This window comes from Bradyrhizobium sp. SBR1B (genome assembly GCF_014198205.1).
Lineage (GTDB): Bacteria > Pseudomonadota > Alphaproteobacteria > Rhizobiales > Xanthobacteraceae > Bradyrhizobium.
The window spans coordinates 202,998-226,099 of record NZ_JACIHC010000006.1 but is presented as its reverse complement, the minus strand read 5'-3'; the positions used below and the strand labels follow the sequence as shown (position 1 = coordinate 226,099).

Genomic DNA, 23,102 nt, shown 5'->3' with positions numbered 1-23,102 from the left:
TCGCCCGCCATCACGCCACCGCCAGTGCGCGGGGATCTGACGGCGTCGAAACGCCGTCATAGAGCCCGGCGATGCGGGCGCGCTGGGTCACCATCGCCAGCACCGAATCGAGCGCGGGCGTCGCGATGCCGGTGAGGCGGCCCATCTCCTGCACCACGGTGACGAGCGGGTCGATCTCCATCGGGCGGCCGCGCTCGAGATCCTGGAGCATCGAGGTCTTGTGCGCGCCGACCTTGCGGGCGCCCTCGATGCGGCGCTCGACGTCGACGCGGAACTTGACACCGAAGGTCTCGGCGATCGCTTGTGTCTCCACCATGATCGCGCGCGACAGCGCTCGGGTAGACGGATCGGTGCAGATCACGTCGAGCGTTGCATGGGTCAACGCGCTGATCGGGTTGAAGCAGACATTGCCCCACAGCTTGAGCCAGATCTCGTCGCGGATGCGGTCGAGCACCGGCGCCTTCAGCCCGGCCGCGACGAACAGATCCGCGAGGCGCTGCACGTCGCTGGTGATCTCGCCGGAGGGCTCGCCGAGCGGGAAGTTGTTGCCGTAGACGTGGCGGATCACGCCGGGCGCCTCGATCTCGGTGGCGGGATAGACGATGCAGCCGATGGCGCGCTCGGCGCCGATTTCGCGCCACTGCCGCCCGCCGGGGTCGATGCTCTCCAGCGTCGAATTCTCGTATTGGCCGCCGTGCTTGTAGAAGTACCAATAGGGGATGCCGTTGACGGCGGTGACGATGCGGGTGTGCGGCCCGAGCAGCGGCTGCATCTTCTCGATCACGCCGGTGATGGAATGGGCCTTCAGCGTGATGATGATGTAGTCCTGCGCGCCGAGCTCGGCGGGATCGTCGGTGCAGCGCGGATGCACGGTGTGCTTCTCCTCGCCCGCGAGCAGCGTCAGGCCGCGCTCGCGCATTGCGGCAAGGTGCGCGCCGCGCGCGATGAGGCTGACATCGGCGCCTGCGCGCGCAAGCTGAACCCCGAGATATCCGCCGATGCGCCGGCGCCGTAGATGCAGATCTTCATGAAATCCTCGCGGGAGACCGGAATTTTGGGACGAAAGATCCGGTCCGGCTCGAACGCGTCCGAGCCGGCCGGTAGTCACAGGGGAAGAGTGCGTCGCTTCAGGCTGCCGCTTGCGGCTTGCCGTTGATGGCCTCGTCCATGGCAGCTGCGATGTCGCGCATGCTGATGACGGAGACGAGGCTGTAATCGTCGATGACAGGCAAATGGCGGATGTGATGCCGGTTCATCAGATGCCGGACCTGCTCGATCGTATCGCTGGAGCTGCAGGACACCAGCTGCTGCACCGAGACGAGCTGCGAGACCTTGACGTTGACGGCGTTCGCGCCGTGCTCGGCGACGGCGCGCACCACGTCGCGCTCGGTGAACATGCCGACGGCGGTATTACCCTCGGAGCGGACCACGTCCTTGACCACGAGAGCGCTGATGTTGTTGGCGCGCATCAGCTTGGCGGCGATACCTACCGTTTCGTTCATTCGCACCGTGACAACGCGCGGCGTCTTCTTGCGCAGAATGTCTCCGACCAGCATTGCAACCTCCCTGGGTGAATGTTGCGAGAAGTGTGGTATACATAATGCCAATCGTCAAGCGCTGGTTTGGGCGATCCGAAAAATCTTGCGACAGTAATACTGACGTTTGCCGTGCGCGAAAAAGAAAAGGGGCGCATCGCTGCGCCCCTTGGTCGATCCCTGCAATGTAAGTGGCGGCTACGCCGTCTCGGTCTTTGCAGTGGTCTTGGCGCTGCCGGTTGCGATGTTCGCGCTCTCGACTTCCTTGCCGAGGATGAAGGAGCGGCGCATCGGCTTGATCACGAACAGCGCCGTCAGCGCCGCCGTCGCGTTCAAGGCGACGGCGACCACGAACACGGCCTTCCAGCCGTAGGTCGCCGAGATCACGCTGGCGAGCGGGACGAGCAGGGAGGCGGTGCCCTTCGCGGTGTAGAGCATGCCGTTGTTGGTGGTCGCGAATTTCGAGCCGAAGGTGTCGCCGCAGGTCGCGGGGAACAGCGAGTAGATCTCGCCGAACACGCCGAAATACACCGCGGTCGCGAGCACGAACACGACCGGGACATGGCCGTAAGCCGACAGCGTCAGCAGCATCAGCGCCGCGGTGCCGAAGGCGATGAACATGGTGTGCTCGCGGCCGATCGTGTCGGAGACCCAGCCGAAGAAGGGGCGTCCGAAGCCGTCGAGGATGCGGTCGAGCGAGATCGCGAAGGTCAGTGCCGCCATCTGGAAGCCGGCCAGCGTGACCGGGGTGTCGGCGATCTTGAAGTCGTGCGCGATCGGGCCGATCTGCGCCGCTGTCATCAGGCCGCCGGATGCGACCATGACGAAGACGAGATACATCACCCAGAAAATAGGGCTGCGCAGCACCTGCGGCGGGGTGAAGTCGATCTTGGTCTGCGGCAGGTTGAGCTGCTTCTTCTTCGGCGGGATCGAGAGCCGCGGCGGCTGGATGAAGAAGGCGAGCACGAACACGATCACGCCCTGGCCGATGCCGAAGGTGAAGAAGGCGTGCTGATAGCCGCTCGATGCGATCATGGTTGCGATCGGCACGATGGTGAGCGCGGCGCCGGCGCCGAAGCCGGCCGCGGTCGCGCCGGCGGCAAGGCCCCGGCGGTCGGGAAACCATTTCAGCGCGTTGCCGACGCAGGTGCCGTACACCGCGCCCGCGCCCATGCCGCCGATGATCGCGGCCGCGTAGAGCAAAGTGAGACTGTCGGCATAGGAGTTGAGAATCCAGGACAGCGCGATCATCACGCCGCCGAACATGACGACGATGCGCGGGCCGTATTTGTCGACGAACCAGGCTTCGATCGGCACCAGCCAGGTCTCGGTGACGACGAAGACGGTGAAGGCGAGCTGGATCGCGGCGCGTCCCCAGTGGTGGGCCGCATCGATCGGATCGACGAACAGCGTCCAGCCATATTGCAAATTGGCGATCATCGCCATGCAGACGATGCCCATGACGAGCTGGAGCCAACGGAAACCGGTGCGAAGAGGCGCGGCCGTGACGGCGCCGTCCGTGCTGGAAATCATCAAGAAACCTCCCAACGCGCCTGATTGATCGCGACTTTGGATGGCAAGATGACCCAGTGTCGCAAATGTTGTGGCTTATCGTCGCAAGCGCGGCACGGAGCTTGGTATACCATATTCCAGAATGCAAGCCCTAACTGCGGCGGATTGTCACAAATCTGCGGTTCCATTGGAGGGGAACGGCGCTGCAAGACGTCGCCAAAACGAAAACGCCCGGCCGTGAGGCCGGGCGTCTGCTTGATGAAGAGCTGTGATGGAGCGTGTCAGATGGTCGATTTGGCCACCACGACCTTGCGCCAGGGCTTGAGCACCGCGATCGCCAGCAGCGAAGCCAGGATGTTGGCACCGGCCGCGATGATGAACACGCTGTCCCACGTGCCCGACGACTGCTGCATGTAGTTGCCGATCGGGACCAGCAGCGCGGCGGTGCCCTTCGCGGTGTAGAGCAGGCCGGCATTGGTGGTCGCGAACTTGGCGCCGAACGTGTCGGTGCAGGTCGAGGGGAACAGCGAGTAGATCTCACCCCAGGCGAAGAACACGAAGCCCGAGAGCAGCACGAACCAGATCGGATCGTGGCCCCAGAGGTAGAGCATCCAGATGCCGAAACCTTCCATGCCGAAGGCGATGAACATCGTGTTCTCGCGGCCGATCATGTCGGAGATCCAGCCGAAGAACGGACGCGTCAGGCCGTTGAGCACGCGGTCGATGGTGGCCGCGAACGTCACTGCCGTCATCGTCACCGCCATCAGCGTGACCGGCACGTTGTCGACCTTCCAGTCGGCCGCGATGGGCTTCAGGTTGGCCGTCACCATCAAGCCGCCGGCGCCGACGATCACGAACATGAAGTACATCAGCCAGAAGATCGGCTGACGCAGCACCTCGGTCGGCTGGTAGTTGCGCCGGGTCTGCAGCAGGTTGGCATTGGCCACCACGGTCGGCACCTGGCCTGCTTTCGGCGCGAGCAGGAAGAAGGCGAGGATGCAGATGATGATGCCCTGTCCGAGGCCGAAATAGAGGAAGGTGGTCTGGAATCCACTGTCCTTGATCATGGCCTGGATCGGCGCGACGGTGAGCGCGGAGCCCGCACCGAAGCCCGCGGCGGTGATACCCGCGGCAAGACCGCGCTTGTCCGGAAACCACTTCAGCGCGTTGCCGACGCAGGTGCCGTAGACGCCGCCGGCGCCGATGCCGGCGATGATCATGCCGAGATAGTAGCCGTTGAGCGAGGTGGCCTGGGCGTTGATCGCCCAGCCGATGGCGCAGAGCACGCCGCCAACCAGCACGACGATGCGCGGACCGTATTTGTCGACGAACCATCCTTCGACCGGGACCAGCCAGGTCTCAAACAGGACGAAGAGTGTAAAGGCCCATTGGATCGACGCGCGATCCCAGCCGAACTTCTTCTGGATGTCAGGGACGAAGAACGTCCAGCCGTACTGATAATTGGCGATCATCACCATCGCGGCGACGCCAACTGCCAACTGCGTCCAGCGATAGGCGTCGCTGACGCGCGCGACGCTTGGGGCCGCTGTTGACTGCACCATGTCTGTCATAAAAAACCCTCCCGAAGGCGCCGATCATTTTTATGCGTGCGCTGGCCGCATCCTGGTATTCATTATGCCAAGATTCAAGCGAAGGACTGGAGGGTGCGGCGAAATATCGCGGCTTTATCACATGCGCCATGGCCGGGCGATTGTAAAGCCCAATTCGCTTTCGGCCTGCGATCAACGCATTGATTTCGTGAGAAGTCTTCCCCGTTGCGGCGAAGCCGCAAGCAGCTGGTGGGAACCTACGCATCCACAATTTTCAGCTTCTGGGTCGGTCGAGCGCGCGGCCCCCTCGCACATCGGTGCGCGGCTATGCCGTGACTGCTGCGTCGTGGAATTCTGTATTCCAGAAGTTCGGCCGCATGGCCGGGTTCAACGGCGGCCGCCGACGCGATTGCGCCGGCGCGCGCCTCACGCCATCGACATGCGGAGCCGGCTGTAGCCTTCCTGGATCGCGGACCAGAACAGGGCGACCAGACCGAGCGCCATGATGGTGCTGACGAGGCCGTTGGAGAAGAACACCCCGAGCGAGCCCTGCGATCCCAGCAGCGATTGGCGGAAGGCTTCCTCCGCCTTGTCGCCGAGCACGATGGCGAGCACGAGAGGTGCGAGCGGGTAGTTGCATTTCTTCAGGAGATAGCCGAGCACGCCGAACACCAGCATCAGCATCACGTCGAAGGTGCTGTTGTGCACCGAATAGGCGCCGATCGCGCACAGCACCAGGATCAGCGGGGCGATGATGCCGAACGGCACGCGCAGGATCGCGGCGAAGAGCGGCACGCAGGTGAGCACGACGATGAGGCCGGCGAGATTGCCGAGATACATCGAGGCGATCAGGCCCCAGACGAATTCCTTCTGCTCGACGAACAGCATCGGGCCCGGCTGCAGGCCCCAGATCAGGAGGCCGCCGAGCAGCACGGCAGCCGTCGGCGAGCCGGGCACGCCGAGCGACAGCATCGGCAGCAGCGCCGAGGTGCCCGCCGCATGCGCGGCCGTCTCCGGCGCGATCACGCCTTCGATCTCGCCCTTGCCGAAATTGTTGCCGCGCCGCGCCAGGCGCTTGGCGATGCCGTAGCTCATGAAGGAGGCCGGCGTCGCTCCGGCGGGCGTGACGCCCATCCAGCAGCCGATCAGGCAGGAGCGCAGCGAAGTCATCCAGTAGGTGGGCAGCTCGCGCCAGGTCTGAAGCACGACGCGAAGGTTGATGCTGGCATTGCCGCCGCGGAAGGCGAGCCCTTCCTCCATGGTCAGCAGAATCTCGCCGATCCCGAACAGGCCGATCACGGCGATCAGGAAGTCGAAACCGTTGAGCAGCTCGGTGACGCCGAAGGTGAGCCGCAATTGCCCGGTGATCGAATCGAGGCCGACCGCCGCGAGCGCGAAGCCCATCATCATCGCCGCGATGGTCTTGAAAGGCGGCTCCTTGCTGAGGCCGACGAAGCTGCAGAAGGCGAGGAAGTACACCGCGAACTTCTCCGCCGGACCAAATCGCAGCGCAAAGCCCGCGACCAGCGGCGCGACCAGCGTGATCATGATGACGGCAAACAGCGCGCCGACGAAGGAGGAGGTGAAGGCGGCGGTCAGGGCTTCGCCGGGCTTGCCCTGCTGCGCCATCGGATAGCCGTCGAAGGTGGTCGCCACCGACCATGGCTCGCCGGGGATGTTGAACAGGATCGAGGTGATGGCGCCGCCGAACAAGGCGCCCCAGTAGATGCATGACAGCATGATGATCGCCGATGTCGGCGGCATGCTGAAGGTCAGGGGAAGCAGGATCGCCACGCCGTTGGCGCCCCCGAGCCCCGGCAGCACGCCGATGATGACCCCGAGCGTGATGCCGATGATCATCAGCATGATGTTATAGGGCTGCAGGGCGACCGCGAAGCCGTGAAATAGATTGGCCAACTCTTCCATATCGATACGTCCTGCAGCAGCAATTGAATGAATGCGTGGCCCTTACAGACCGAGCCATTCCTCGAACGGCCCCTTGGGAAGCGGGACCAGGAACCAGCGCTCGAAAACGAGATAGGTCACCACCGGCATGCCGACCGCCACCGCGATGACCGTCAGCCAGCGATAGCCGCCGAGCCAGCGCATGAACCAGGCGATGAAGACCATCGAGGCGATGTAGAGGCCGATGAACGGCATCGAACCGACATAGATCGCGGTGGGTACGACGACGCTCATGACCTGGCGAAGCTGTCCCCATTCCGCGAACAGGCGGCCGTCGTCGTCGCGTCGCGCGTGCCACAGGTTGATGGCGCTGGCGCCGACGATTGCGGCGCCGACATAGAAGGGGAAGAACCCGGCTCGCGGACCCTCCGCGCCCCAGTTGATGCCGGCCTTCAGGCTGCCGAAGATCACGACGAGACCAAAGGCGCCGATCAACAGCGCCATGCCGATTTCCATCGTCTTGTGTGCCGGGCCAGATTCGGATCCGGATCGTTCAGTCATGAGACCTCCGCGCAGAAATGCAGTCGTCGCATTCGCCGACGGCCTGAGGACGACAGCATCCTCGGCCGTCATCGATGCCGTGGCTCAATTCGATGCGAGGAAACCGGCTTCCTTCATCAAGCCCTCGTGCCGCTTCTCCTCCGCCTCGACCCACTTGGCGTAGTCGGCCCCGGTCAGGAAGGTCGTGTTGAAGGCGCCGCTCTTCATGAAATCCTGCCATTCCGGCGTGGCGCGAACCTTCTTGAACAGCTCGACGTAATACTCGACCTGATCCTTGGTGGCCTTGGGCGACATGAAGATGCCGCGCAGCATGAGATATTCCATCGCGAGGCCCTGCGACTTGCAGGTCGGAATATCCTTCCAGGCCTTGCCCTCGGCGATCGGCTCGTCATAGGCCATCGGCTGGGCGTCGAAGACGCAGAGCGGACGGAGCTTGCCGCCGCGCCATTGCGCGACCGCCTCGATCGGATTGTTGACGGTGGAATCGACGTGATTGCCGACGAGCTGAACCGCGACCTCGCCGCCGCCCTTGTAGGGGATGTAGGTGAACTTCGCGTCGATTGCCTTCTCGATGCCGACCGTAATGATCTGGTCTTCCTGCTTCGAGCCGGTGCCGCCCATCTTGAACGAGCCGCTTGGTGCCTTCTTCGCGGCGTCGACATAATCCTTGACGCTGGTGTACGGCTTTTCGGCATTCACCCAGAGCACGAATTCATCCAGCGCCAGCATCGCGACCGGAGTCAAATCCTTCCAGTTGAACGGAATCCCCGTCGCCAGCGGCGTCGTGAACAAGTTCGAGAGCGTGATGATGATCTTGTGCGGATTGCCCGACGACGTCTTCACGTCGAGAAAGCCTTCGCCGCCTGCACCGCCGGCCTTGTTGATGACGACCAGCGGCTGCTTCATGAGATTATGCTTGGTGACGATGCCCTGGATGGTTCGTGCCATCTGATCGGCGCCGCCACCGGTGCCCGCGGGCACGATGAACTCGACCGGACGAACCGGCTCCCAGGCCGCAAAACTTGCGGTGCTGCCTGCGCACGACATCGCCATTGCCGCCAAAGCGACATTCAGAACGAATGACTTCATCTCGTTTCACTCCCTGTCGAAACGCGGCCGTTCTTTGCCGGCTCGCGTCAGCCCATCCGGATTCACACGCTTGGGGTCACCTTTGCGGTCGATCTCCCATTGCAGCCTCACCAACCAGAAGTTTATGAGCGGGGACACGGCGCGACATCCGCTCCTTTGGGCTAAGGCTCCGCCATGATTGGCAAACGTGCCATGTCCTTGGCCGTTCCTGTCCCGCGCTCTGCATCCCCATTTAGCACCTTGGTCGTGCAATCGTTTTTGGTTGTCGAATGGTATGCGAGATACCAGCTGGCTCACAATTGGACAGCTGGCCAGATCGGCGGACCAATCGTCGCAGTTGTGTTCGCGGGCGAAGCGGGACCAAAAGAAAATGGCCCCGACGAGGGGGCCATTATCAAACGTAGCGCCTGCGATTGCCGGCCGCGCGCCGTTTCGGCTGCGCGAGAAAGGCCTTTCTTACAGGCCGAAACGCGGCAGGTCGCCGTTGTGGTTCGAGATCGCGGCGCTCGCCATCAGGAAACGATCGACCGCAGCCATAAAGCGGCTGAACAGCGAGGAGGAGGGGGCGAAAGCGACGGAAGCGGTCTTGGACATTGGAATTCCCTTTCTTGAGACGATCGATCTTGGCGTCTCGTCTGGGGATGAAACTATGTATACCAGATGCCACTGTCTACGCGTTTGTTTGCATAGCAGCATACAAAGTCCCGCATTGCAGCATAATGCCGGGTTAATCCGGCCGGTTCGGGCTTAAAAGGCCCACCAAAAGAGGCTTTTCCGTCTTAGACGCCATCTTCGGACGCCGAAAGCATATCGATCAGAGGCAAATTCATACGATTGATGCGGAAAACGGTGCCCTCCGGCGCGAACTTGACGCGAGCCTCAATGGCCGAGGGCTTTGCAGGGCAAGGGCTTTCTTGGCAGGGCAAGGCTTGGCAGGGCAGGTCAAAGTCGCTAGTGGTCTGCCCCCTTCCAATCATCTGTCAGAGTGGTTCATGTCGAGCGCCTCGCCCGCCGTCTCGATCGGCATCGATTTTGGGACCAGCAATACGGTCGTCGCCCTTGCCGCGGACGACCGCCGGGTCGAGGCCATCCGCTTCGACCACGGCGGACAGCGCCATAGCGTCTATGTATCGGCTTTGTGCTTCTGGGAGGACCGGCCGGGCGCCGGTGCCCAGGCCGAAGGCGGCCCCTGGGCGATCGAGCAATTCCTCGAAGGACGCCACGTCTACCGCTTCCTGCAATCGTTCAAGACGTTTGCGGCGAGCAGCAGCTTCAACACCACGCAAGTGTTCCGGCAGCGATTCAAGTTCGAGGATATTCTGGCGGCGTTCCTGCGGACGCTGGCGCGCCATGGCGGCGACAGGTTCGGCTTCGAGACCTCGACCATCACGGTCGGCCGCCCGGTGCGCTTCGCCGGCGGCAATCCCGATGAAGAGCTGGCGATGCAGCGCTACCGCGCCGCGTTCGAGCGCCTGGGCGCCGGCCACGCGCGCTACGTCTACGAGCCCGTCGGCGCCGCGTTCTCCTTTGCCCGAAGGCTGGAGCGCGATGCCACCGTGCTGGTGGCGGATTTTGGCGGCGGCACCAGCGATTTCTCCGTGATGCGCTTCTCGCGCGCGGGCGGCAGCCTTCGCGCCGAGCCACTCGGCCACGCCGGCATCGGCATTGCCGGCGACACGTTCGACTACCGGATCGTCGACCACGTCGTCTCGCCGCGGCTCGGCAAGGGCTCCAGCTTCCGCTCGTTCGACAAGGTGCTGCCGATCCCCAGCGGCCATTACACCAACCTCGCGCGCTGGCATCAACTTGCGATGATGAAGAGCAACGGCGATCTGCGCGAGCTCAGGGAGCTTGCGCGCACCGCGCTGAAGCCGAAGCTGCTCGAGGATTTCATCACCATCGTCGATCTCGACCTCGGCTTTTCGCTGTACCGTGCAGTGTCAAATGCCAAGGTCGCGCTGTCGGCCCAGGACGAGGTGGATTTCCGCTTCAGGGGCGGCGGCGTCGACATCGGCGCGGCCATCACGCGGAAGAATTTCGAATCGTGGATCGCCGACGACATCGCCCGGCTCGGGGCCACCGTCGACAAGGTGCTGGCCGAAGCCGGCATCACCGCGCACGAGATCGAGAAGGTGTTCTTGACCGGCGGCACGTCCTTCGTACCGGCGGTGCGAAAACTGTTCGCCGAGCGGTTCGGCAACGAACGGCTGATGTCGGGCGACCAGTTCGAGTCGATCGCCTATGGGCTCGCCTTGATCGGGCACAGCCCCAACCCGGACCGCTGGACTGCCGGCGGCGGGCTCGAGGCGAAGGCGGGGGCTTAACGATTCTCCGTCATTGCGAGCGCAGCAAAGCAATCCAGAATCCCTCCGCGGAAACACTCTGGATTGCTTCGCTACGCTCGCAATGACGGCGTGGGTAGAACGGCGCATCGGCTCGACCAGTGCCGTAGGGTGGGCAAAGCGAAGCGTGCCCACGCGTCTGTCGCCGTATCGGAAGATCGTGGGCACGGCGCAGTTACGCCTTTGCCCACCCTACGACGTCAAGGCCGTCGCTACTGATTGATCTCGGGCTCGACCAGCTTCGCCAGATTGCGCAGGGATTCCTGCCAGCCGAGATAGCAGGCCTCCGGCGGGATCACGTCGGGGATGCCGGCCTGCGTGATGTCGATCTCGGTGCCAACCGAGACCTTCTTCAGGATCACGGTGACCTGAATTTCGCCGGGCAGGTTGGGATCGTCGAACCTGTCAGTGTAGCGAAGGCGTTCGCCGGGCACGAGCTCGACATATTCGCCGCCGAACGAATGGCTGTTGCCCGTCGTGAAATTCCGGAACGACATCTTGAACGTGCCGCCGACCTTGGGCTCGAAATGATGCACGGTGCAGGTGAAGCCGTTCGGCGGCAGCCATTTCGCCATCGCATCGGCCTCCAGGAAAGCGCGATAGACTTTTTGCGGGCTGGTGGCGAGAACGCGATGCAGGCGGATCGTGTTGGGCATGGTTGTTATCCTCAGTGATTGATGGGCCCGAGATTGGCGTCTATGGCCCATTCATGTCACGAGGACGACCGGGAAGGCGCCGATCCGACATGGCATCTCTTTTTTTGTCGGCGGTCCTTCTGGCCGGGTTGCTAGGTCGCTGCGACATCCTGTGGCGTCATCGTGAATGCCAGCCTGTAGCGGCCGATCGTCGCATTGTTCTGTGCGCCGAGATCGCCAAGCGATCCTGGCGAAAGCGGGCTGGCGATCACAGCCTCAACCACATCGGCATCGTAGCCTGAGAGCAGCACGATCCAGTCGGCAGCGCCGTCCTTGCCGCGGATCTGTTGTTCAGTCGTGGGCGCGCTCGTGCGAGGCGTGTCGGTGAAGAGGAGGTGGGCGCCTGTCAGCCCCGGCTGCAGCGCCAATGCGCTGAGCGTTTCCGAGAGGCGCGTCTGCAATTGCGCATCTTGTCCGGCTTCCGGCGACAGCCTGATGGTGGCAAGCGAGGTCGCCACACCTCCGCCAAAGCTCGCGACGATCCGGCACTGGCTGCGGACCATGCCGAGATGATGCGGCATCATCCTGGTCGACCACGGCGTTGGCGCGTTGAGCCGGTCGAGATATCCCTTCGACGTGAGGACCTCGTATTGTTCGAGCTCGTAGAGCACGAAGAAACCTTCGGCGTCTGTCGTGCTGGTCCATCGCGACCCGCGCCGGAAGCCGGGAATGCTCATCCGCTCCTGGAAGTGTTCATGCGAATGCCAGTCGCCGAACTCGGTGCGCTGCTCGGGGCGAACGCTCCACCACATCGCGACGGCGGCCTTGCCCAGTAGTGACATGGTGACCTCCCATCCTGAGCAGCAAGATCAGCCCGAATGTCTACGCCGCGTCAACGGAAGCCACAATTCCGCAGCCGTTCCTCGTTCAACTCCTAAGTGTTTCGCCAGAGGAGGCTTCGCGTAGTCGCCTCAAACCTACGCTTCCTATTCGGGCAAGCCTTTTTCGAGCAGCTCTTTCGACTTTGCCTCGCGGGCCAATCGCTCTGCTTTGAGCCGCTCGCGGTTCTCGTTGAGGGAGTGCTGGTGCTTCGCATAGTCAGTCATGGGCTTCTGCGTCTTGACAGGCTTGAACGCCTTGTTGGCTTCACGCCTGGCCCGATCAGAGGATTGATCTCTCAACATTTCGACCTCACTTCGATCAATGGGCGTGGCCCGCGAGCGCCGAACGCGACGCCACCCGCTTGCGAGCGGATTAGTCACCCTCTGAACGGGAGGGTGGACAATCCTTCAGTGCTGGGCGGTTTGGCGCGAGGTTTGGTCACTCGCCGTGGAGGCGGCACGTTCGCACTTCTGAGAGCATGCCGGTCGAAGGAGTAACGGCCGGCGTGTGGTTCAGTTCCTTCGGTCCGAAACAAAAAGGCCGCCGAAACCGGCGGCCTTTCGTCGTTCACTGATAGGTCCGCTTACTCCGCGGCCTGCTTCTGCGGCGGGTCGAGCGCGCCGGACTTGTGGATGTCGGCGACCTGGTGGTCGCTGAAGCCGAGCACGGAGCGCAGGATCTCGTCGGTGTGCTCGCCGAGCAGCGGGGAGCGCTCGACGTCGCTCGGGCTATCCGACAGCTTGATCGGGTTGCCGACCGAAATGTACTTGCCGCGGGTGGGGTGGTCGACTTCGACCAAGGTACCGGTGGCGCGCAGCGACTGGTCCTCGATGATCTCCTTCATCGACAGGATCGGGCCGCAGGGGATGTCGTCCTTGTTGAGGATTTCCATCGCCTCGAACTTGGTCTTGGTCATCGTCCACTGCTCGATGCGCGCAAAAATCTCGTTGAGGCGCGACAGCCGGGCCGGCGGCTTGGCGTAGTCGGGATGGGTCTTCCAGCCGGGTTCGCCGATCACGTCGCAGATCTTCTCCCAGACCGGCGCCTGGGTGATGAAATAGAGGTAGGCGTTGGGATCGGTCTCCCAGCCTTTGCACTTGACGATGCGGCCGGGCTGGCCGCCGCCGGAATCATTGCCGGCGCGCGGCACGGCGTCGCCGAACGGAATGCCTTCGCCGTACTGGCTGTATTCCTTCAGCGGGCCATGGGCGAGGCGCTGCTGGTCGCGCAGCTTGACGCGGGCGAGGTTGAGCACGCCGTCCTGCATCGCAGCCGTAACCTTCTGGCCCTTGCCGGTGACGGTGCGCTGGTAGAGCGCGGTGACGATGCCGAGCGCGAGGTGGAGGCCGGTGCCGCTGTCGCCGATCTGCGCGCCGGTGACGAGCGGAAGACCGTCGCGGAAGCCGGTGGTGGAAGCGGCGCCGCCGGTGCACTGCGCGACGTTCTCATAGACCTTGCAGTCTTCGTACGGTCCGGGGCCGAAGCCCTTGATCGAGGCGACGATCATCTTCGGGTTGATGGCCTGGATCTTCTCCCAGGGGAAGCCCATGCGGTCGAGCACGCCGGGGCCGAAGTTTTCCACCAGCACGTCGCACTTCTTGATCAGCTCGGTGAGGACTTCCTTGCCCTTGGGGTTCTTGGTGTCGAGCGTGATCGAGCGCTTGTTGTGGTTGAGCATGGTGAAATACAGGCTGTCCACGTTCGGGATGTCCTGCAGCTGGCCGCGGGTGATGTCACCCACGCCCGGACGTTCCACCTTGATCACGTCGGCACCGAACCAGGCGAGCAGCTGCGTGCAGGTCGGTCCTGATTGAACGTGGGTGAAGTCGAGAATGCGAACGCCCGTAAGCGCTTTGGTCATCGTGTTGCTCCGTACTCTGTGTCTGCCCCCGCCAACCGCAGGGAATTAAGGGTTGAGGGGTGGACTTACTTCTTCTTCTGCAGAACGCTCTGCGGATTGAGGTTGCCGATGCGGCCGCTCTCCGAGCCCGCGGCCGGATCGATCACCGCGTTGATGAGCGTCGGCTTGCCGGACTTCATGGCTTCGTTGACGGCTCGCTTGAGCTCGTCCGGCGAGGTGGCATTCACGCCGACGCCGCCGAAGGCTTCCATCATCTTGTCGTAGCGCGCGCCCTTGACGAATACCGTCGTTGCCGGATCGGCGTTGGCGCCGTTGACGTCGGTGCCGCGATAGATGCCGTCGTTGTTGAAGATCACGACGCAGATCGGAAGGTTGTAGCGGCAGATGGTCTCGACCTCCATGCCGGAGAAGCCGAAGGCCGAGTCGCCTTCCACTGCGAGCACGGGGTGGCCGGTCTCGAGCGCGGCGGCAATCGCCTGGCCCATGCCGATGCCCATCACGCCCCAGGTGCCGACGTCGAGACGCTTGCGCGGGCGGTACATGTCGATGACGCCGCGGGCGAGATCGAGCGTGTTGGCGCCTTCGTTGACGAGGATCGCCTCGGGGTACTCCTTGATGACGTTCTTCAGCACGCCGAGCGCGCCGTGATAGTCCATCGGCGATTTGTTGTTCATGAGCTTCGGCGCCATCTTGGCGACGTTCTCTTCGCGCTTGGACGAGATCGCCTTGGTCCATTCGGCGGGCGGGGCGGTCCAGCCCGTACCCATCGCCTGATTGAAGGCAGAGACGACCGAGCCGATGTCGCCGACGACGGGCGCGACGATTTCGACGTTGGAGTCCATCTCGCGCGGCTCGATATCGACCTGGATGAACTTCTTGGGCGCTTCGCCCCAGTTCTTGCCCTTGCCGTGCGAGAGCAGCCAGTTCAGCCGCGCGCCGATCAGCAGCACGACATCGGACTCTTTCAGCACCGTCGAGCGGGCAGCGCCTGCGCATTGCGGATGGGTGTCGGAGAGGAGGCCCTTGGCCATGCTCATCGGCAGGAAGGGCACGCCGCTCTTCTCGACGAAGGTCTTGATCTCCTCGTCGGCCTGCGCGTAGGCCGCGCCCTTGCCGAGGATGATGAGCGGACGCTTGGCGCTCTTGAGCACGTTGAGCGCACGCTTGACCGAAGCGGGCGAGGGGATCTGCGCGGGCGCAGCATCAATCACCTTGACCAGCGACTTCCGTCCGGCATCGGCGTTCATCACCTGGCCGAACAGCTTGGCCGGCAGGTCGAGATAGACGCCGCCCGGACGGCCCGAGACAGCAGCGCGGATGGCGCGGGCCAGGCCGATGCCGATGTCCTGTGCGTGCAGCACGCGATAGGCCGCCTTGCACAGCGGCTTCGCAATCGCGAGCTGGTCCATCTCTTCGTAGTCGCCCTGCTGCAGGTCGACGATCTCGCGCTCGGACGAGCCCGAGATCAGGATCATCGGATAGCAGTTGGTGGTGGCGTGGGCGAGCGCGGTGAGACCATTGAGGAAGCCGGGCGCGGAGACGGTGAGGCAGATGCCGGGCTTCTTGGTGAGGTAGCCGGCGATGCCCGCCGCATAACCGGCATTCTGCTCGTGGCGGAACGAGATCATGCGAATGCCCTCGGCCTGCGCCATGCGGCCCAAATCCGTGATCGGGATGCCCGGCACATTATAGATGGTGGTGATGCCGTTCAGCTTGAGCGCGTCGATGACGAGATGAAAGCCATCCGTCAGCTCCTGCTCGGTGCCCGGTGCCTCGGACTTGGTCGCGGTATTCAGCATGGGCCTTGTCTCCCTGGTCTCAGATAGTGGGGCGAATTGTTCGCCCTTCTGGTGAACGTTGCTTGGTTAAGTAAACAGTTCCTGGCCGTGCGCTTCGACGTAAGCGGCAAGGCCGAGAGTGTGGTCGCGGGCGCGCTTCTCGGCGAGCTCGGTGTCGCGCGCCTCCAGTGCTTCGATCATGCCGAGATGCTCGGGCAGCGAGGTCGCGGTGCGGTCCTTGCGTCCGATGGTCAGCTGGCGATAGCCGCGCACGTGCAGCAGCAGGTCGTTGGTGAGATCGACCAGCACCGGCGATTCCGACAGCGAGATCAGCGCCTGGTGGAAGGCGATATTGGCGCGCGAATATTCCTCGACGTGATCCTCGGGCAGGCGGTCCTTGCCGAAGTCCTTGAAGTAGTCGCGCAGCGCCGTGATGTCCTTCTTGCGCGCAGTGGTGGTGATGAGGCGCGCGGCCATGCTCTCCAGCGCCGCCCAGGCGCGGATCATGTCGACGATCTCGCTCTTGGTCCTGCGCACCACCATGATGCCGCGGCGCGGCACCGTCTTCACGAAGCCGTCCTGCTCGAGCATCGCGATCGCTTCGCGGATCGGGGTGCGGCTGACACCCAGACGTTCGGACAGCGCGCGCTCGTCGAGCATCACCGGCTCGGGCGTCGAATAGATGTCCATCCTGAGGATGGCTTCCTTCAAGGCGTCATACGCCTTGTTCTTGAAGCTGCTCTCCGGGGCAATACGAACGATTGCGATATCTGCCTCGGCCATGTTCGGCAACGCCTTGGTTGGTTTCCGCAGTGACACGACGAATCTCCTCCAGTGGGAGTCGTCTTTTACAGGATTATTAACGGGAAAGTTTTTGGCATACCACATGCCAGAATGTCAAGCTGGCTATTTTTTGCGGCGTTCCAAGCAATGCTGCAGCTTGACAAGTTGGCTTCTGGCATACCAAATGCCATCGCCAGCCATTTTTGATCCACGGCGGCGGAGTAGTCTGGCGCTTATGCCGCTCCGTTCCGCGGAATGGAACAGAGCGCGGCGAATGGCAAGCATCACGGGCAGCCGCAAAACCACGCGCGCGCTTTGAAAAGAACGAACTGAGGTCAAGGGAGAAGCCACATGTCCAATTCCAAAGAAGCCGTCCGCAAGGTGCTTGACCAGGTCAAGGCGGACAACCGCACCAGCCTGACGGCCCCGGAAGGCAAGCTGGTCTGCGACGCCTATGGCATTCCGGTGCCGAAGGAGGGCGTGGCGAAGTCGGCGGGCGAGGCCGGCAAGATGGCCTCGTCGATGGGCTTCCCGGTCGTGATGAAGATCGTCTCGCCGGACATTCTCCACAAGACCGAAGCCGGCGGCGTCATCGTCGGCCTCAAGACCGCCGAAGATGCCGAGAAGGCCTATGAGACCATTCTCGGCAACGCCAGGAAGTACAAGGCCGATGCCAAGATCGACGGCGTCCAGGTGCAGCAGATGCTGGCTGGCGGCACCGAGGTCATCGTCGGCTCGATCACCGACGGCTCGTTCGGCAAGCTCGTCGCCTTCGGCCTCGGTGGCGTGCTGGTCGAGGTGCTCAAGGACATCACCTTCCGCCTCGCGCCCGCGACCAAGGAAGACGCGCTCTCGATGCTCGACGGCATCCAGGCGCACGAGATCCTGAAGGGCGTGCGCGGCGGCGAGCCGGTGAACCGCAACGCCCTCGCCGATGTCATCGTCAAGGTCTCGCAGCTCGTCACCGATTTCCCTGAGATCGTCGAGCTCGACCTCAATCCTGTGTTCGCGACGGCGAAGGGCGCGACCGCCGCCGACGTGCGCATCGTCGTCGACTTCGCCTATGTGCCGAAGCCGAAGCCGCGCCCGACCGAAGAGATTGTCGCGGCGATGAGCCGCATCATGCAGCCGAAGGCGGTCGCCGTGGTCGGCGCCTCCGCCGAGGACGGCAAGATCGGCAATTCCGTGATGAAGAACCTCATCAACGGCGGCTACAAGGGCGACATCTACCCGATCCACCCCAAGGCCGCCGAGATCCTCGGCTACAAGGCCTATAAGAGCGTCAAGGACGTGCCTGGCGTGATCGACACGGCGGTGTTCGCGATCCCCGCGAAGTTCGTCGCGGCGGCGCTCACCGAATGCGGCGAGAAGAAAATCCCGGGCGCGGTGCTGATTCCGTCGGGCTTTGCGGAGGCCGGTGCGCCCGAGCTGCAGGCCGAGATCGTCGAGGTCGGCAAGAAGTACGACATCCGCCTGATGGGGCCGAACATCTACGGCTTCTACTATACGCCCGCTAATCTCTGCGCGACCTTCTGCACGGCTTACGACGTCAAGGGCCACGCGGCGCTGTCGTCGCAGTCGGGCGGCATCGGCATGGCCATCATCGGCTTCTCGCGCTCGGCCAAGATGGGCGTCTCGGCCATCGTCGGCCTCGGCAACAAGTCCGATATCGACGAGGACGATCTGCTCGCCTTCTTCGAGCAGGATCCGAACACCAATTTGATCGCGCAGCACTGCGAAGACCTCAAGGACGGTCGCGCGTTCGCGGAAGCCGCCAAGCGCGTCTCCAAGAAGAAGCCGGTCGTCGTGCTCAAGGCCGGCCGCACCTCGGCCGGCGCCAAGGCGGCCTCGTCGCACACCGGCGCGCTCGCCGGTAACGACAAGATCTACGAGGACGTCCTGGCGCAGTCCGGCGTGATCCGGGCCCGCAGCTTGCGGCAATTGCTCGAATTCGCCCGCGGCGTGCCGGTGCTGCCCACGCCGAAGGGCGAGAACGTGCTGATCATCACCGGTGCGGGCGGCTCCGGTGTGCTGCTGTCGGACTCCTGCGTCGACAACGGCCTGTCGCTGATGTCGATGCCGGCGGATCTGGATGCGGCCTTCCGCAAGTTCATCCCGCCGTTCGGGGCTGCCGGAAATCCTGTGGATATCACCGGCGGCGAGCCTCCGATCACCTACGTCAACACGGTGAAGCTCGGCCTCTCCGATGAGCGCATCCATTCGCTGATCCTCGGCTACTGGCACACCATCGTCACGCCGCCGATGGTGTTCGCCCGCAACATGGTCGAGGTGAAGAAGGAGATGGAGGCGAAAGGCTTCGTGAAGCCGATCGTCGCCTCGCTCGCCGGCGACGTCGAGGTCGAGGAAGCCGCCGAATATCTCTACCAGAACGGCATTCCGGCCTACGCCTACTCGACCGAGCTGCCGGTCGAGGTCCTCGGCGCCAAGTACAAATGGGCGCGGGGGGCAGGGCTGCTCTGAGACGTTGATGTTCGCCTCTCCCCGCACGCGCGGAGAGGCCGGAATTTGCGCAGCAAATTCCGGGTGAGGGGGACTCTCCGCGAGTCTGACTGCTGCCGTCCTTGCGGAGGCTCCCCCTCACCCTGACCCTCTCAGAGCGAGCGGAGCTCGTCTCGGCCCCGCAAGCGGGGAGAGGGGAAGAAGAACGAATGCAGGTCGCGATGAGCAAGAACGTGATCCGGCGCAAATCGCTCGAGCCTCGATCGGCATCGGAGGCCGATAACGACACGCGCGACGGCGGCGTGCAGTCCGTCGATCGCGCGCTGTCGATCCTGGAAACGCTGGCCGAGGACGACGAAGGCTATCGCCTCAGCGATCTGGCGGTGCGCACCGGCCTGTCGGCTTCCACGGTGCACCGCCTGCTGGCGACGCTGGAAAGCCGCCGCTTCGTGCAGTTCGACCGCGCCGAATCCAAATGGCACGTCGGCTCGCGCGCCTTCACGGTCGGCGCGAGCTTCGCGCGGCGGCGTAATTTCTCCACGCAGGCGATTCCTTACTTGCGCAAGCTGCGTGATCTCACCCGCGAGACCGCCAATCTCGCCGTGGTCGACGATGAGTTCATCATCGTGCTGACCCGCATGGAGAGCCGCGAGATCATGCGCTCGCTGACCCAGGTCGGCGGCCGCGTTCCCATGGTGACGTCGGGCGTCGGCAAGGCCGTGCTCGCAACCTATTCCGATGAGGACGTCGGCGCCGTCATCCGCCATCACGGCATGCCCCGGCTGACCGAGAAATCGATCGTGCGGCCGAGCGACCTGTTCAAGGAGCTCGAAAAAATCCGCAAGCAAGGTTTTGCGCTCGACGATGAAGAGGCCTGCATGGGGCTGCGCTGTATTGCCGCAGTGGTCTACAACGACTGCGCCGAGCCGCTCGCGGCGATTTCCGTCTCAGGCATGACCAGCCGCCTGACCGACGACAGGCTGCCGGAGATTGGCCAAATCGTGCGCGAGGTCGCCGGCGAGCTGACGGTCGCGCTCGGCGGGGTGATGCCGATACCGCGCTAATTGGGGAACCCGGGCACTGTCGCTGGACAGCATCGGCCGTTTTGGCTGATATGCGACCAAACGACACAATGCGGCAAACGTCCGCATGAGCCTGGAGAGCGTCCTTATGTTCCAATTTTCCGCGCGCCTTGCCGGCGCAGCCGTCGCGCTGACCCTTGCGGCAGCGACGCCGTCCCTTGCCCAGCAGCTCGAGCTCAAGCTGATGGCGCCGGCGGCCCCGGGCGGCGGCTGGGACCAGACCGCGCGCTCCATGCAGCAGGCGCTGGTGGCCGCGGGCGTCGCGCGCAGCGTGCAGGTCACCAACGTTCCCGGCGCCGGCGGCAGCGTTGGCATCGCCCAGTTCGTCAATGGCGCCAAGGGCGACGGCAACCAGCTGATGGTCAACGGCTTCGTCATGGTGGGCGCGCTCGCCATGAACAAGTCGCCGGTGACGCTCGAGCAGGTGACGCCGATCGCGCGCCTCACCGAGGAAATCCAGGTAATCGTGGTTCCCGCGAATTCGCCGATCAAGACCGCGCAGGATCTGGCCGCCGCGGTGAAGGCCGATATTGCCAAGGTGACTTTCGCCGGGGGCTCGGCCGGCGGCGTGGACCACGTGATGGCGGCGTTGTTCGCCGGCGCGGTCGGTGCCGACGCCAAGAAGATCAACTACATCCCGTTCTCCGGCGGCGGCGAGTCGCTGGCTGCGATCCTCGGCGGCAAGGTCACCGCGGGCATTTCGGGCCTCAGCGAATATGAAGGGCAGATCAAGTCCGGCAAGCTGCGCGCGATCGGCGTGACCTCGGAGAAGCGCATCTCCGGCAGCGACATCCCGACCTTCAAGGAACAGGGCATCGACCTCGTGATCGCCAACTGGCGTTCGGTGGTGGCGCCTCCCGGCATCACGCCGGAGCAGCGCAAGACCTTGAGCGATGCGGTCGAGAAGATGGTGAAGTCGGACGCCTGGAAGGAAATCCTCAAGCAGAAGGGCTGGGAAGACGCCTATCTCGGCGGTGACGCCTTCGCCGACTTCCTGAAGAAGGAAACCGTGCGCGTCACCGACGTGCTGAAATCGGTCGGCCTGGTCAAGTCATGACCTCGGGCGATCCGGCCCAGCCGCCGCGGCGCGTCGATCGCGCCGGCATCGTCATCGCTGCACTGCTCGCAGGTCTCGCTGCGTTGCTGGTCTTCGACGCCCGCGGCCTGTCATCCACCGCGATGTACGGCATGGGGCCCGAGGCGATGCCGGTCGTAGTCGCCAGCGGCCTCGCGCTGCTCGCGATCGGCAATTTCATCGACGCGCTGCGCGGCAATTTGCCGGCGCGCGAGAGCGCCGATCCGGTGCCCGTGGTTCTGATCCTCATCGGCCTTGCGCTGCTGATCGCCATCATCGGCTTTGGCGGCGGCTTCATCCTGGCAACGTCGGCGCTGTTCGTGACGACGTCGGCCGCCTTCGGCCGCCGCGCCATCCTGGTAGATTCCATCATCGCCCTCGTGATGTCGACCCTGATCTATCTCGCGTTCGACCGGCTGCTCACGCTCAGCCTTCCGACCGGCCCGCTGGAGCGACTGCTGTGATGGACACTTTTGCCGCGCTGGCCCACGGCATGGCGGTCGCCGTTCAGCCGATGAACCTGCTTTACGCGCTGATCGGTGTGTTCCTCGGCACTGCCGTGGGCGTGCTGCCCGGCATCGGCCCCGCGCTGACGGTCGCGCTGTTGCTGCCCGTCACCTATAAGCTCGACCCCGGCGGTTCGCTGATCATGTTCGCCGGCATCTATTATGGTGGCATGTATGGCGGCTCGACCACCGCGATCCTGATCAACACGCCCGGCGAGAGCGCCTCGATGGCGACTGCGCTCGAAGGCAACAAGATGGCCAAGGCCGGCCGCGGCGGGCCGGCGCTTGCGACATCCGCGATCGGCTCCTTTGTCGCCGGAACCATCGCCACCATCGGTCTGGCCTTCCTCGCGCCGTGGCTGGTCGATTTCGCCGTGCGTTTTGGCCCCGAGGATTACTTCGCGCTGATGTGCGTCGCCTTCGTCACGGTGTCCGCGACCTTCGGCGATTCCCCGATCCGCGGCCTGACCAGCCTGTTCATCGGCCTGACGCTGGGCCTCGTCGGCATCGACAAGCTGACCGGACAGGCGCGGCTTGCGTTCGGCGTTCCTGAATTACTCGACGGCGTCGAGGTGACGACGCTGGCGGTTGGCCTGTTCGCGGTCGGCGAGGCGCTCTACGTCGCGTCGCGCCGCCACCACACCGAGGAAAAGCTCGAGCCGGTGCGCGGCTCGCTGTGGATGACCAGGGAGGACTGGAAGCGGTCGTGGAAGCCGTGGCTGCGCGGCACGATGTTCGGCTTTCCGATCGGCGCGCTGCCGGCGGGCGGGGCGGAGATCCCGACCTTCCTGTCCTATTCGACCGAGAAGCGGCTGACGAAACACCCCGAAGAGTTCGGCAAGGGCGCGATCGAAGGCGTCGCGGGGCCGGAAGCCGCCAACAACGCCTCCGCCGCCGGCACGCTGGTGCCGCTGCTGACGCTCGGGCTGCCGACCTCGGCGACGGCAGCGATGATGCTGGCGGGCTTCCAGCAATACGGCCTCAACCCGGGACCGCTGCTGTTCGCCGAGCGGCCTGACCTGGTGTGGGGCCTGATCGCCAGTCTGTTCATTGCTAATTGCATGCTGCTGGTGCTGAACCTGCCGCTGGTCGGCCTCTGGGTGCGGCTGCTCGCGATCCCGCAGCCGTGGCTCTATGCCGGCATCCTCGTGTTCGCGACCATGGGCACGATCGCGGCAAAGCCGTCGGTGGTCGAATTGTCGATGCTGGCCGGCTTCGGCGTGCTCGGCTTCCTGATGCGCCGGTTCGATTTTCCAATCGCGCCCGTCGTGGTCGGCCTGATCCTAGGCCCGATCGCCGAGAGCCAGTTGCGCAGGGCGCTCGCGATCAGCCTCGGCGATCCCATGGCGCTGGTGCAGAGCCCGATCTCGGCGACGCTGCTGGCGCTGGCCCTGATCGCGCTGCTGGCGCCGTTTGTGCTGAAGGGGCTGGGCCGGTTCAAAGCGACCGAAGATTAGCGGAACTCGCCACGCGGCACGTTTGCCCAGTGCGTAAGCAAAGGTGCCGCTTTATTTGAATTGCCCCCGTCGGCCTGCGGGGGCGATCA

General features: G+C 64.0%; 19 protein-coding genes and 1 pseudogene. 6 read left to right on the top strand and 14 right to left on the bottom strand.

Translation table 11 applies throughout. From position 1 onward, the window contains the following. Nucleotides 1–10 precede the first annotated feature (10 nt). The 8 genes and pseudogenes from GGD61_RS18295 to GGD61_RS18260 all read right to left on the bottom strand — a co-directional run bounded on the left by GGD61_RS18295 (nucleotide 11) and on the right by GGD61_RS18260 (nucleotide 8,746). Nucleotides 11–1,029 (bottom strand): annotated as a pseudogene (locus tag GGD61_RS18295) (2-dehydropantoate 2-reductase). A 98-nt stretch (nucleotides 1,030–1,127) separates the two neighbouring features. Next, nucleotides 1,128–1,556 (bottom strand): CBS domain-containing protein, encoded by a 429-nt coding sequence (locus tag GGD61_RS18290; RefSeq protein WP_018315849.1) that lies wholly within the window; start codon nucleotides 1,554–1,556, stop codon nucleotides 1,128–1,130. Nucleotides 1,557–1,733: 177 nt separating this feature from the next. Then, nucleotides 1,734–3,068: an oxalate/formate MFS antiporter gene (gene oxlT, locus GGD61_RS18285; protein WP_092256441.1), complete on the bottom strand. Its 1,335-nt coding sequence runs from the start codon at nucleotides 3,066–3,068 to the stop codon at nucleotides 1,734–1,736. Nucleotides 3,069–3,328: 260 nt separating this feature from the next. Beyond that, nucleotides 3,329–4,618 (bottom strand): oxalate/formate MFS antiporter, encoded by a 1,290-nt coding sequence (gene oxlT, locus GGD61_RS18280; protein WP_026201561.1) that lies wholly within the window; start codon nucleotides 4,616–4,618, stop codon nucleotides 3,329–3,331. A 405-nt stretch (nucleotides 4,619–5,023) separates the two neighbouring features. Continuing rightward, nucleotides 5,024–6,523, bottom strand: a complete 1,500-nt coding sequence (locus GGD61_RS18275) for a tripartite tricarboxylate transporter permease (RefSeq protein WP_028143032.1) — start codon at nucleotides 6,521–6,523, stop codon at nucleotides 5,024–5,026. 42 nt (nucleotides 6,524–6,565) lie between these two features. Beyond that, nucleotides 6,566–7,063: a tripartite tricarboxylate transporter TctB family protein gene (locus GGD61_RS18270; RefSeq protein WP_092256893.1), complete on the bottom strand. Its 498-nt coding sequence runs from the start codon at nucleotides 7,061–7,063 to the stop codon at nucleotides 6,566–6,568. A gap of 84 nt (nucleotides 7,064–7,147) precedes the next feature. Beyond that, on the bottom strand, nucleotides 7,148–8,152 hold the full coding sequence (locus GGD61_RS18265; protein ID WP_018315854.1) for a tripartite tricarboxylate transporter substrate binding protein: 1,005 nt from the start codon (nucleotides 8,150–8,152) through the stop codon (nucleotides 7,148–7,150). A gap of 456 nt (nucleotides 8,153–8,608) precedes the next feature. Continuing rightward, nucleotides 8,609–8,746, bottom strand: coding sequence for a hypothetical protein (locus GGD61_RS18260; RefSeq protein WP_018315855.1), 138 nt, complete (start codon nucleotides 8,744–8,746; stop codon nucleotides 8,609–8,611). A 398-nt stretch (nucleotides 8,747–9,144) separates the two neighbouring features. Here GGD61_RS18260 and GGD61_RS18255 point away from each other — a divergent pair, with 398 nt between their 5' ends. Next, entirely contained in the window at nucleotides 9,145–10,476 is a 1,332-nt protein-coding gene (locus GGD61_RS18255; RefSeq protein WP_092256435.1) for an Hsp70 family protein, read from the top strand. A 230-nt stretch (nucleotides 10,477–10,706) separates the two neighbouring features. Here GGD61_RS18255 and GGD61_RS18250 read toward each other — a convergent pair whose 3' ends face one another. The 6 genes from GGD61_RS18250 to GGD61_RS18225 all read right to left on the bottom strand — a co-directional run bounded on the left by GGD61_RS18250 (nucleotide 10,707) and on the right by GGD61_RS18225 (nucleotide 16,433). Further along, the gene (locus GGD61_RS18250) at nucleotides 10,707–11,150 is read right to left on the bottom strand and encodes an SRPBCC family protein (protein WP_092256432.1); all 444 of its coding nucleotides are present in this window, start codon (nucleotides 11,148–11,150) and stop codon (nucleotides 10,707–10,709) included. Between the two features lie 131 nt (nucleotides 11,151–11,281). After that, nucleotides 11,282–11,971: a hypothetical protein gene (locus GGD61_RS18245; protein WP_092256429.1), complete on the bottom strand. Its 690-nt coding sequence runs from the start codon at nucleotides 11,969–11,971 to the stop codon at nucleotides 11,282–11,284. Nucleotides 11,972–12,115: 144 nt separating this feature from the next. After that, nucleotides 12,116–12,313 (bottom strand): hypothetical protein, encoded by a 198-nt coding sequence (locus GGD61_RS18240; protein WP_018315862.1) that lies wholly within the window; start codon nucleotides 12,311–12,313, stop codon nucleotides 12,116–12,118. 281 nt (nucleotides 12,314–12,594) lie between these two features. Beyond that, nucleotides 12,595–13,872 carry a formyl-CoA transferase gene (gene frc / locus GGD61_RS18235; RefSeq protein WP_018315863.1) on the bottom strand — a complete coding sequence of 426 codons (1,278 nt, stop codon included), beginning with the start codon at nucleotides 13,870–13,872 and terminating at the stop codon, nucleotides 12,595–12,597. Between the two features lie 65 nt (nucleotides 13,873–13,937). Continuing rightward, nucleotides 13,938–15,671 (bottom strand): oxalyl-CoA decarboxylase, encoded by a 1,734-nt coding sequence (oxc, locus tag GGD61_RS18230; protein WP_183230977.1) that lies wholly within the window; start codon nucleotides 15,669–15,671, stop codon nucleotides 13,938–13,940. Between the two features lie 66 nt (nucleotides 15,672–15,737). Further along, nucleotides 15,738–16,433 (bottom strand): GntR family transcriptional regulator, encoded by a 696-nt coding sequence (locus GGD61_RS18225; RefSeq protein WP_161966556.1) that lies wholly within the window; start codon nucleotides 16,431–16,433, stop codon nucleotides 15,738–15,740. 351 nt (nucleotides 16,434–16,784) lie between these two features. Between GGD61_RS18225 and GGD61_RS18220 the strand changes: the two genes are divergently transcribed. The 5 genes from GGD61_RS18220 to GGD61_RS18200 all read left to right on the top strand — a co-directional run bounded on the left by GGD61_RS18220 (nucleotide 16,785) and on the right by GGD61_RS18200 (nucleotide 23,013). Then, nucleotides 16,785–18,914, top strand: a complete 2,130-nt coding sequence (locus GGD61_RS18220) for an acetate--CoA ligase family protein (protein ID WP_095426484.1) — start codon at nucleotides 16,785–16,787, stop codon at nucleotides 18,912–18,914. A gap of 200 nt (nucleotides 18,915–19,114) precedes the next feature. Continuing rightward, the gene (locus tag GGD61_RS18215; RefSeq protein WP_177237117.1) at nucleotides 19,115–19,957 is read left to right on the top strand and encodes an IclR family transcriptional regulator; all 843 of its coding nucleotides are present in this window, start codon (nucleotides 19,115–19,117) and stop codon (nucleotides 19,955–19,957) included. Nucleotides 19,958–20,063: 106 nt separating this feature from the next. Beyond that, on the top strand, nucleotides 20,064–21,032 hold the full coding sequence (locus GGD61_RS18210; protein WP_092256416.1) for a tripartite tricarboxylate transporter substrate binding protein: 969 nt from the start codon (nucleotides 20,064–20,066) through the stop codon (nucleotides 21,030–21,032). Next, nucleotides 21,029–21,514: a tripartite tricarboxylate transporter TctB family protein gene (locus GGD61_RS18205; protein ID WP_018315869.1), complete on the top strand. Its 486-nt coding sequence runs from the start codon at nucleotides 21,029–21,031 to the stop codon at nucleotides 21,512–21,514. The genes GGD61_RS18210 and GGD61_RS18205 overlap by 4 nt, the downstream gene beginning before the upstream one ends. Then, complete coding sequence (locus GGD61_RS18200) at nucleotides 21,514–23,013, top strand: tripartite tricarboxylate transporter permease (RefSeq protein WP_092256412.1); 1,500 nt, start codon at nucleotides 21,514–21,516, stop codon at nucleotides 23,011–23,013. Before GGD61_RS18205 ends, GGD61_RS18200 begins: the two co-directional genes overlap by 1 nt. Nucleotides 23,014–23,102 lie beyond the last annotated feature (89 nt).

Coding starts and splice junctions, on each gene's coding strand:
- GGD61_RS18245 (WP_092256429.1), bottom strand. CDS start 11,971: ATGTCACTACTGGGCAAGGCCGCCGTCGCGATGTGGTGGAGCGTTCGC.
- GGD61_RS18225 (WP_161966556.1), bottom strand. CDS start 16,433: ATGGCCGAGGCAGATATCGCAATCGTTCGTATTGCCCCGGAGAGCAGC.
- GGD61_RS18210 (WP_092256416.1), top strand. CDS start 20,064: ATGTTCCAATTTTCCGCGCGCCTTGCCGGCGCAGCCGTCGCGCTGACC.
- oxc (WP_183230977.1), bottom strand. CDS start 15,671: ATGCTGAATACCGCGACCAAGTCCGAGGCACCGGGCACCGAGCAGGAG.
- GGD61_RS18290 (WP_018315849.1), bottom strand. CDS start 1,556: ATGCTGGTCGGAGACATTCTGCGCAAGAAGACGCCGCGCGTTGTCACG.
- GGD61_RS18255 (WP_092256435.1), top strand. CDS start 9,145: ATGTCGAGCGCCTCGCCCGCCGTCTCGATCGGCATCGATTTTGGGACC.
- GGD61_RS18260 (WP_018315855.1), bottom strand. CDS start 8,746: ATGTCCAAGACCGCTTCCGTCGCTTTCGCCCCCTCCTCCTCGCTGTTC.
- GGD61_RS18240 (WP_018315862.1), bottom strand. CDS start 12,313: ATGTTGAGAGATCAATCCTCTGATCGGGCCAGGCGTGAAGCCAACAAG.
- frc (WP_018315863.1), bottom strand. CDS start 13,872: ATGACCAAAGCGCTTACGGGCGTTCGCATTCTCGACTTCACCCACGTT.
- GGD61_RS18265 (WP_018315854.1), bottom strand. CDS start 8,152: ATGAAGTCATTCGTTCTGAATGTCGCTTTGGCGGCAATGGCGATGTCG.
- GGD61_RS18270 (WP_092256893.1), bottom strand. CDS start 7,063: ATGACTGAACGATCCGGATCCGAATCTGGCCCGGCACACAAGACGATG.
- GGD61_RS18215 (WP_177237117.1), top strand. CDS start 19,115: ATGAGCAAGAACGTGATCCGGCGCAAATCGCTCGAGCCTCGATCGGCA.
- GGD61_RS18250 (WP_092256432.1), bottom strand. CDS start 11,150: ATGCCCAACACGATCCGCCTGCATCGCGTTCTCGCCACCAGCCCGCAA.
- GGD61_RS18205 (WP_018315869.1), top strand. CDS start 21,029: ATGACCTCGGGCGATCCGGCCCAGCCGCCGCGGCGCGTCGATCGCGCC.
- GGD61_RS18200 (WP_092256412.1), top strand. CDS start 21,514: ATGGACACTTTTGCCGCGCTGGCCCACGGCATGGCGGTCGCCGTTCAG.
- oxlT (WP_092256441.1), bottom strand. CDS start 3,068: ATGATTTCCAGCACGGACGGCGCCGTCACGGCCGCGCCTCTTCGCACC.
- GGD61_RS18275 (WP_028143032.1), bottom strand. CDS start 6,523: ATGGAAGAGTTGGCCAATCTATTTCACGGCTTCGCGGTCGCCCTGCAG.
- oxlT (WP_026201561.1), bottom strand. CDS start 4,618: ATGACAGACATGGTGCAGTCAACAGCGGCCCCAAGCGTCGCGCGCGTC.
- GGD61_RS18220 (WP_095426484.1), top strand. CDS start 16,785: ATGTCCAATTCCAAAGAAGCCGTCCGCAAGGTGCTTGACCAGGTCAAG.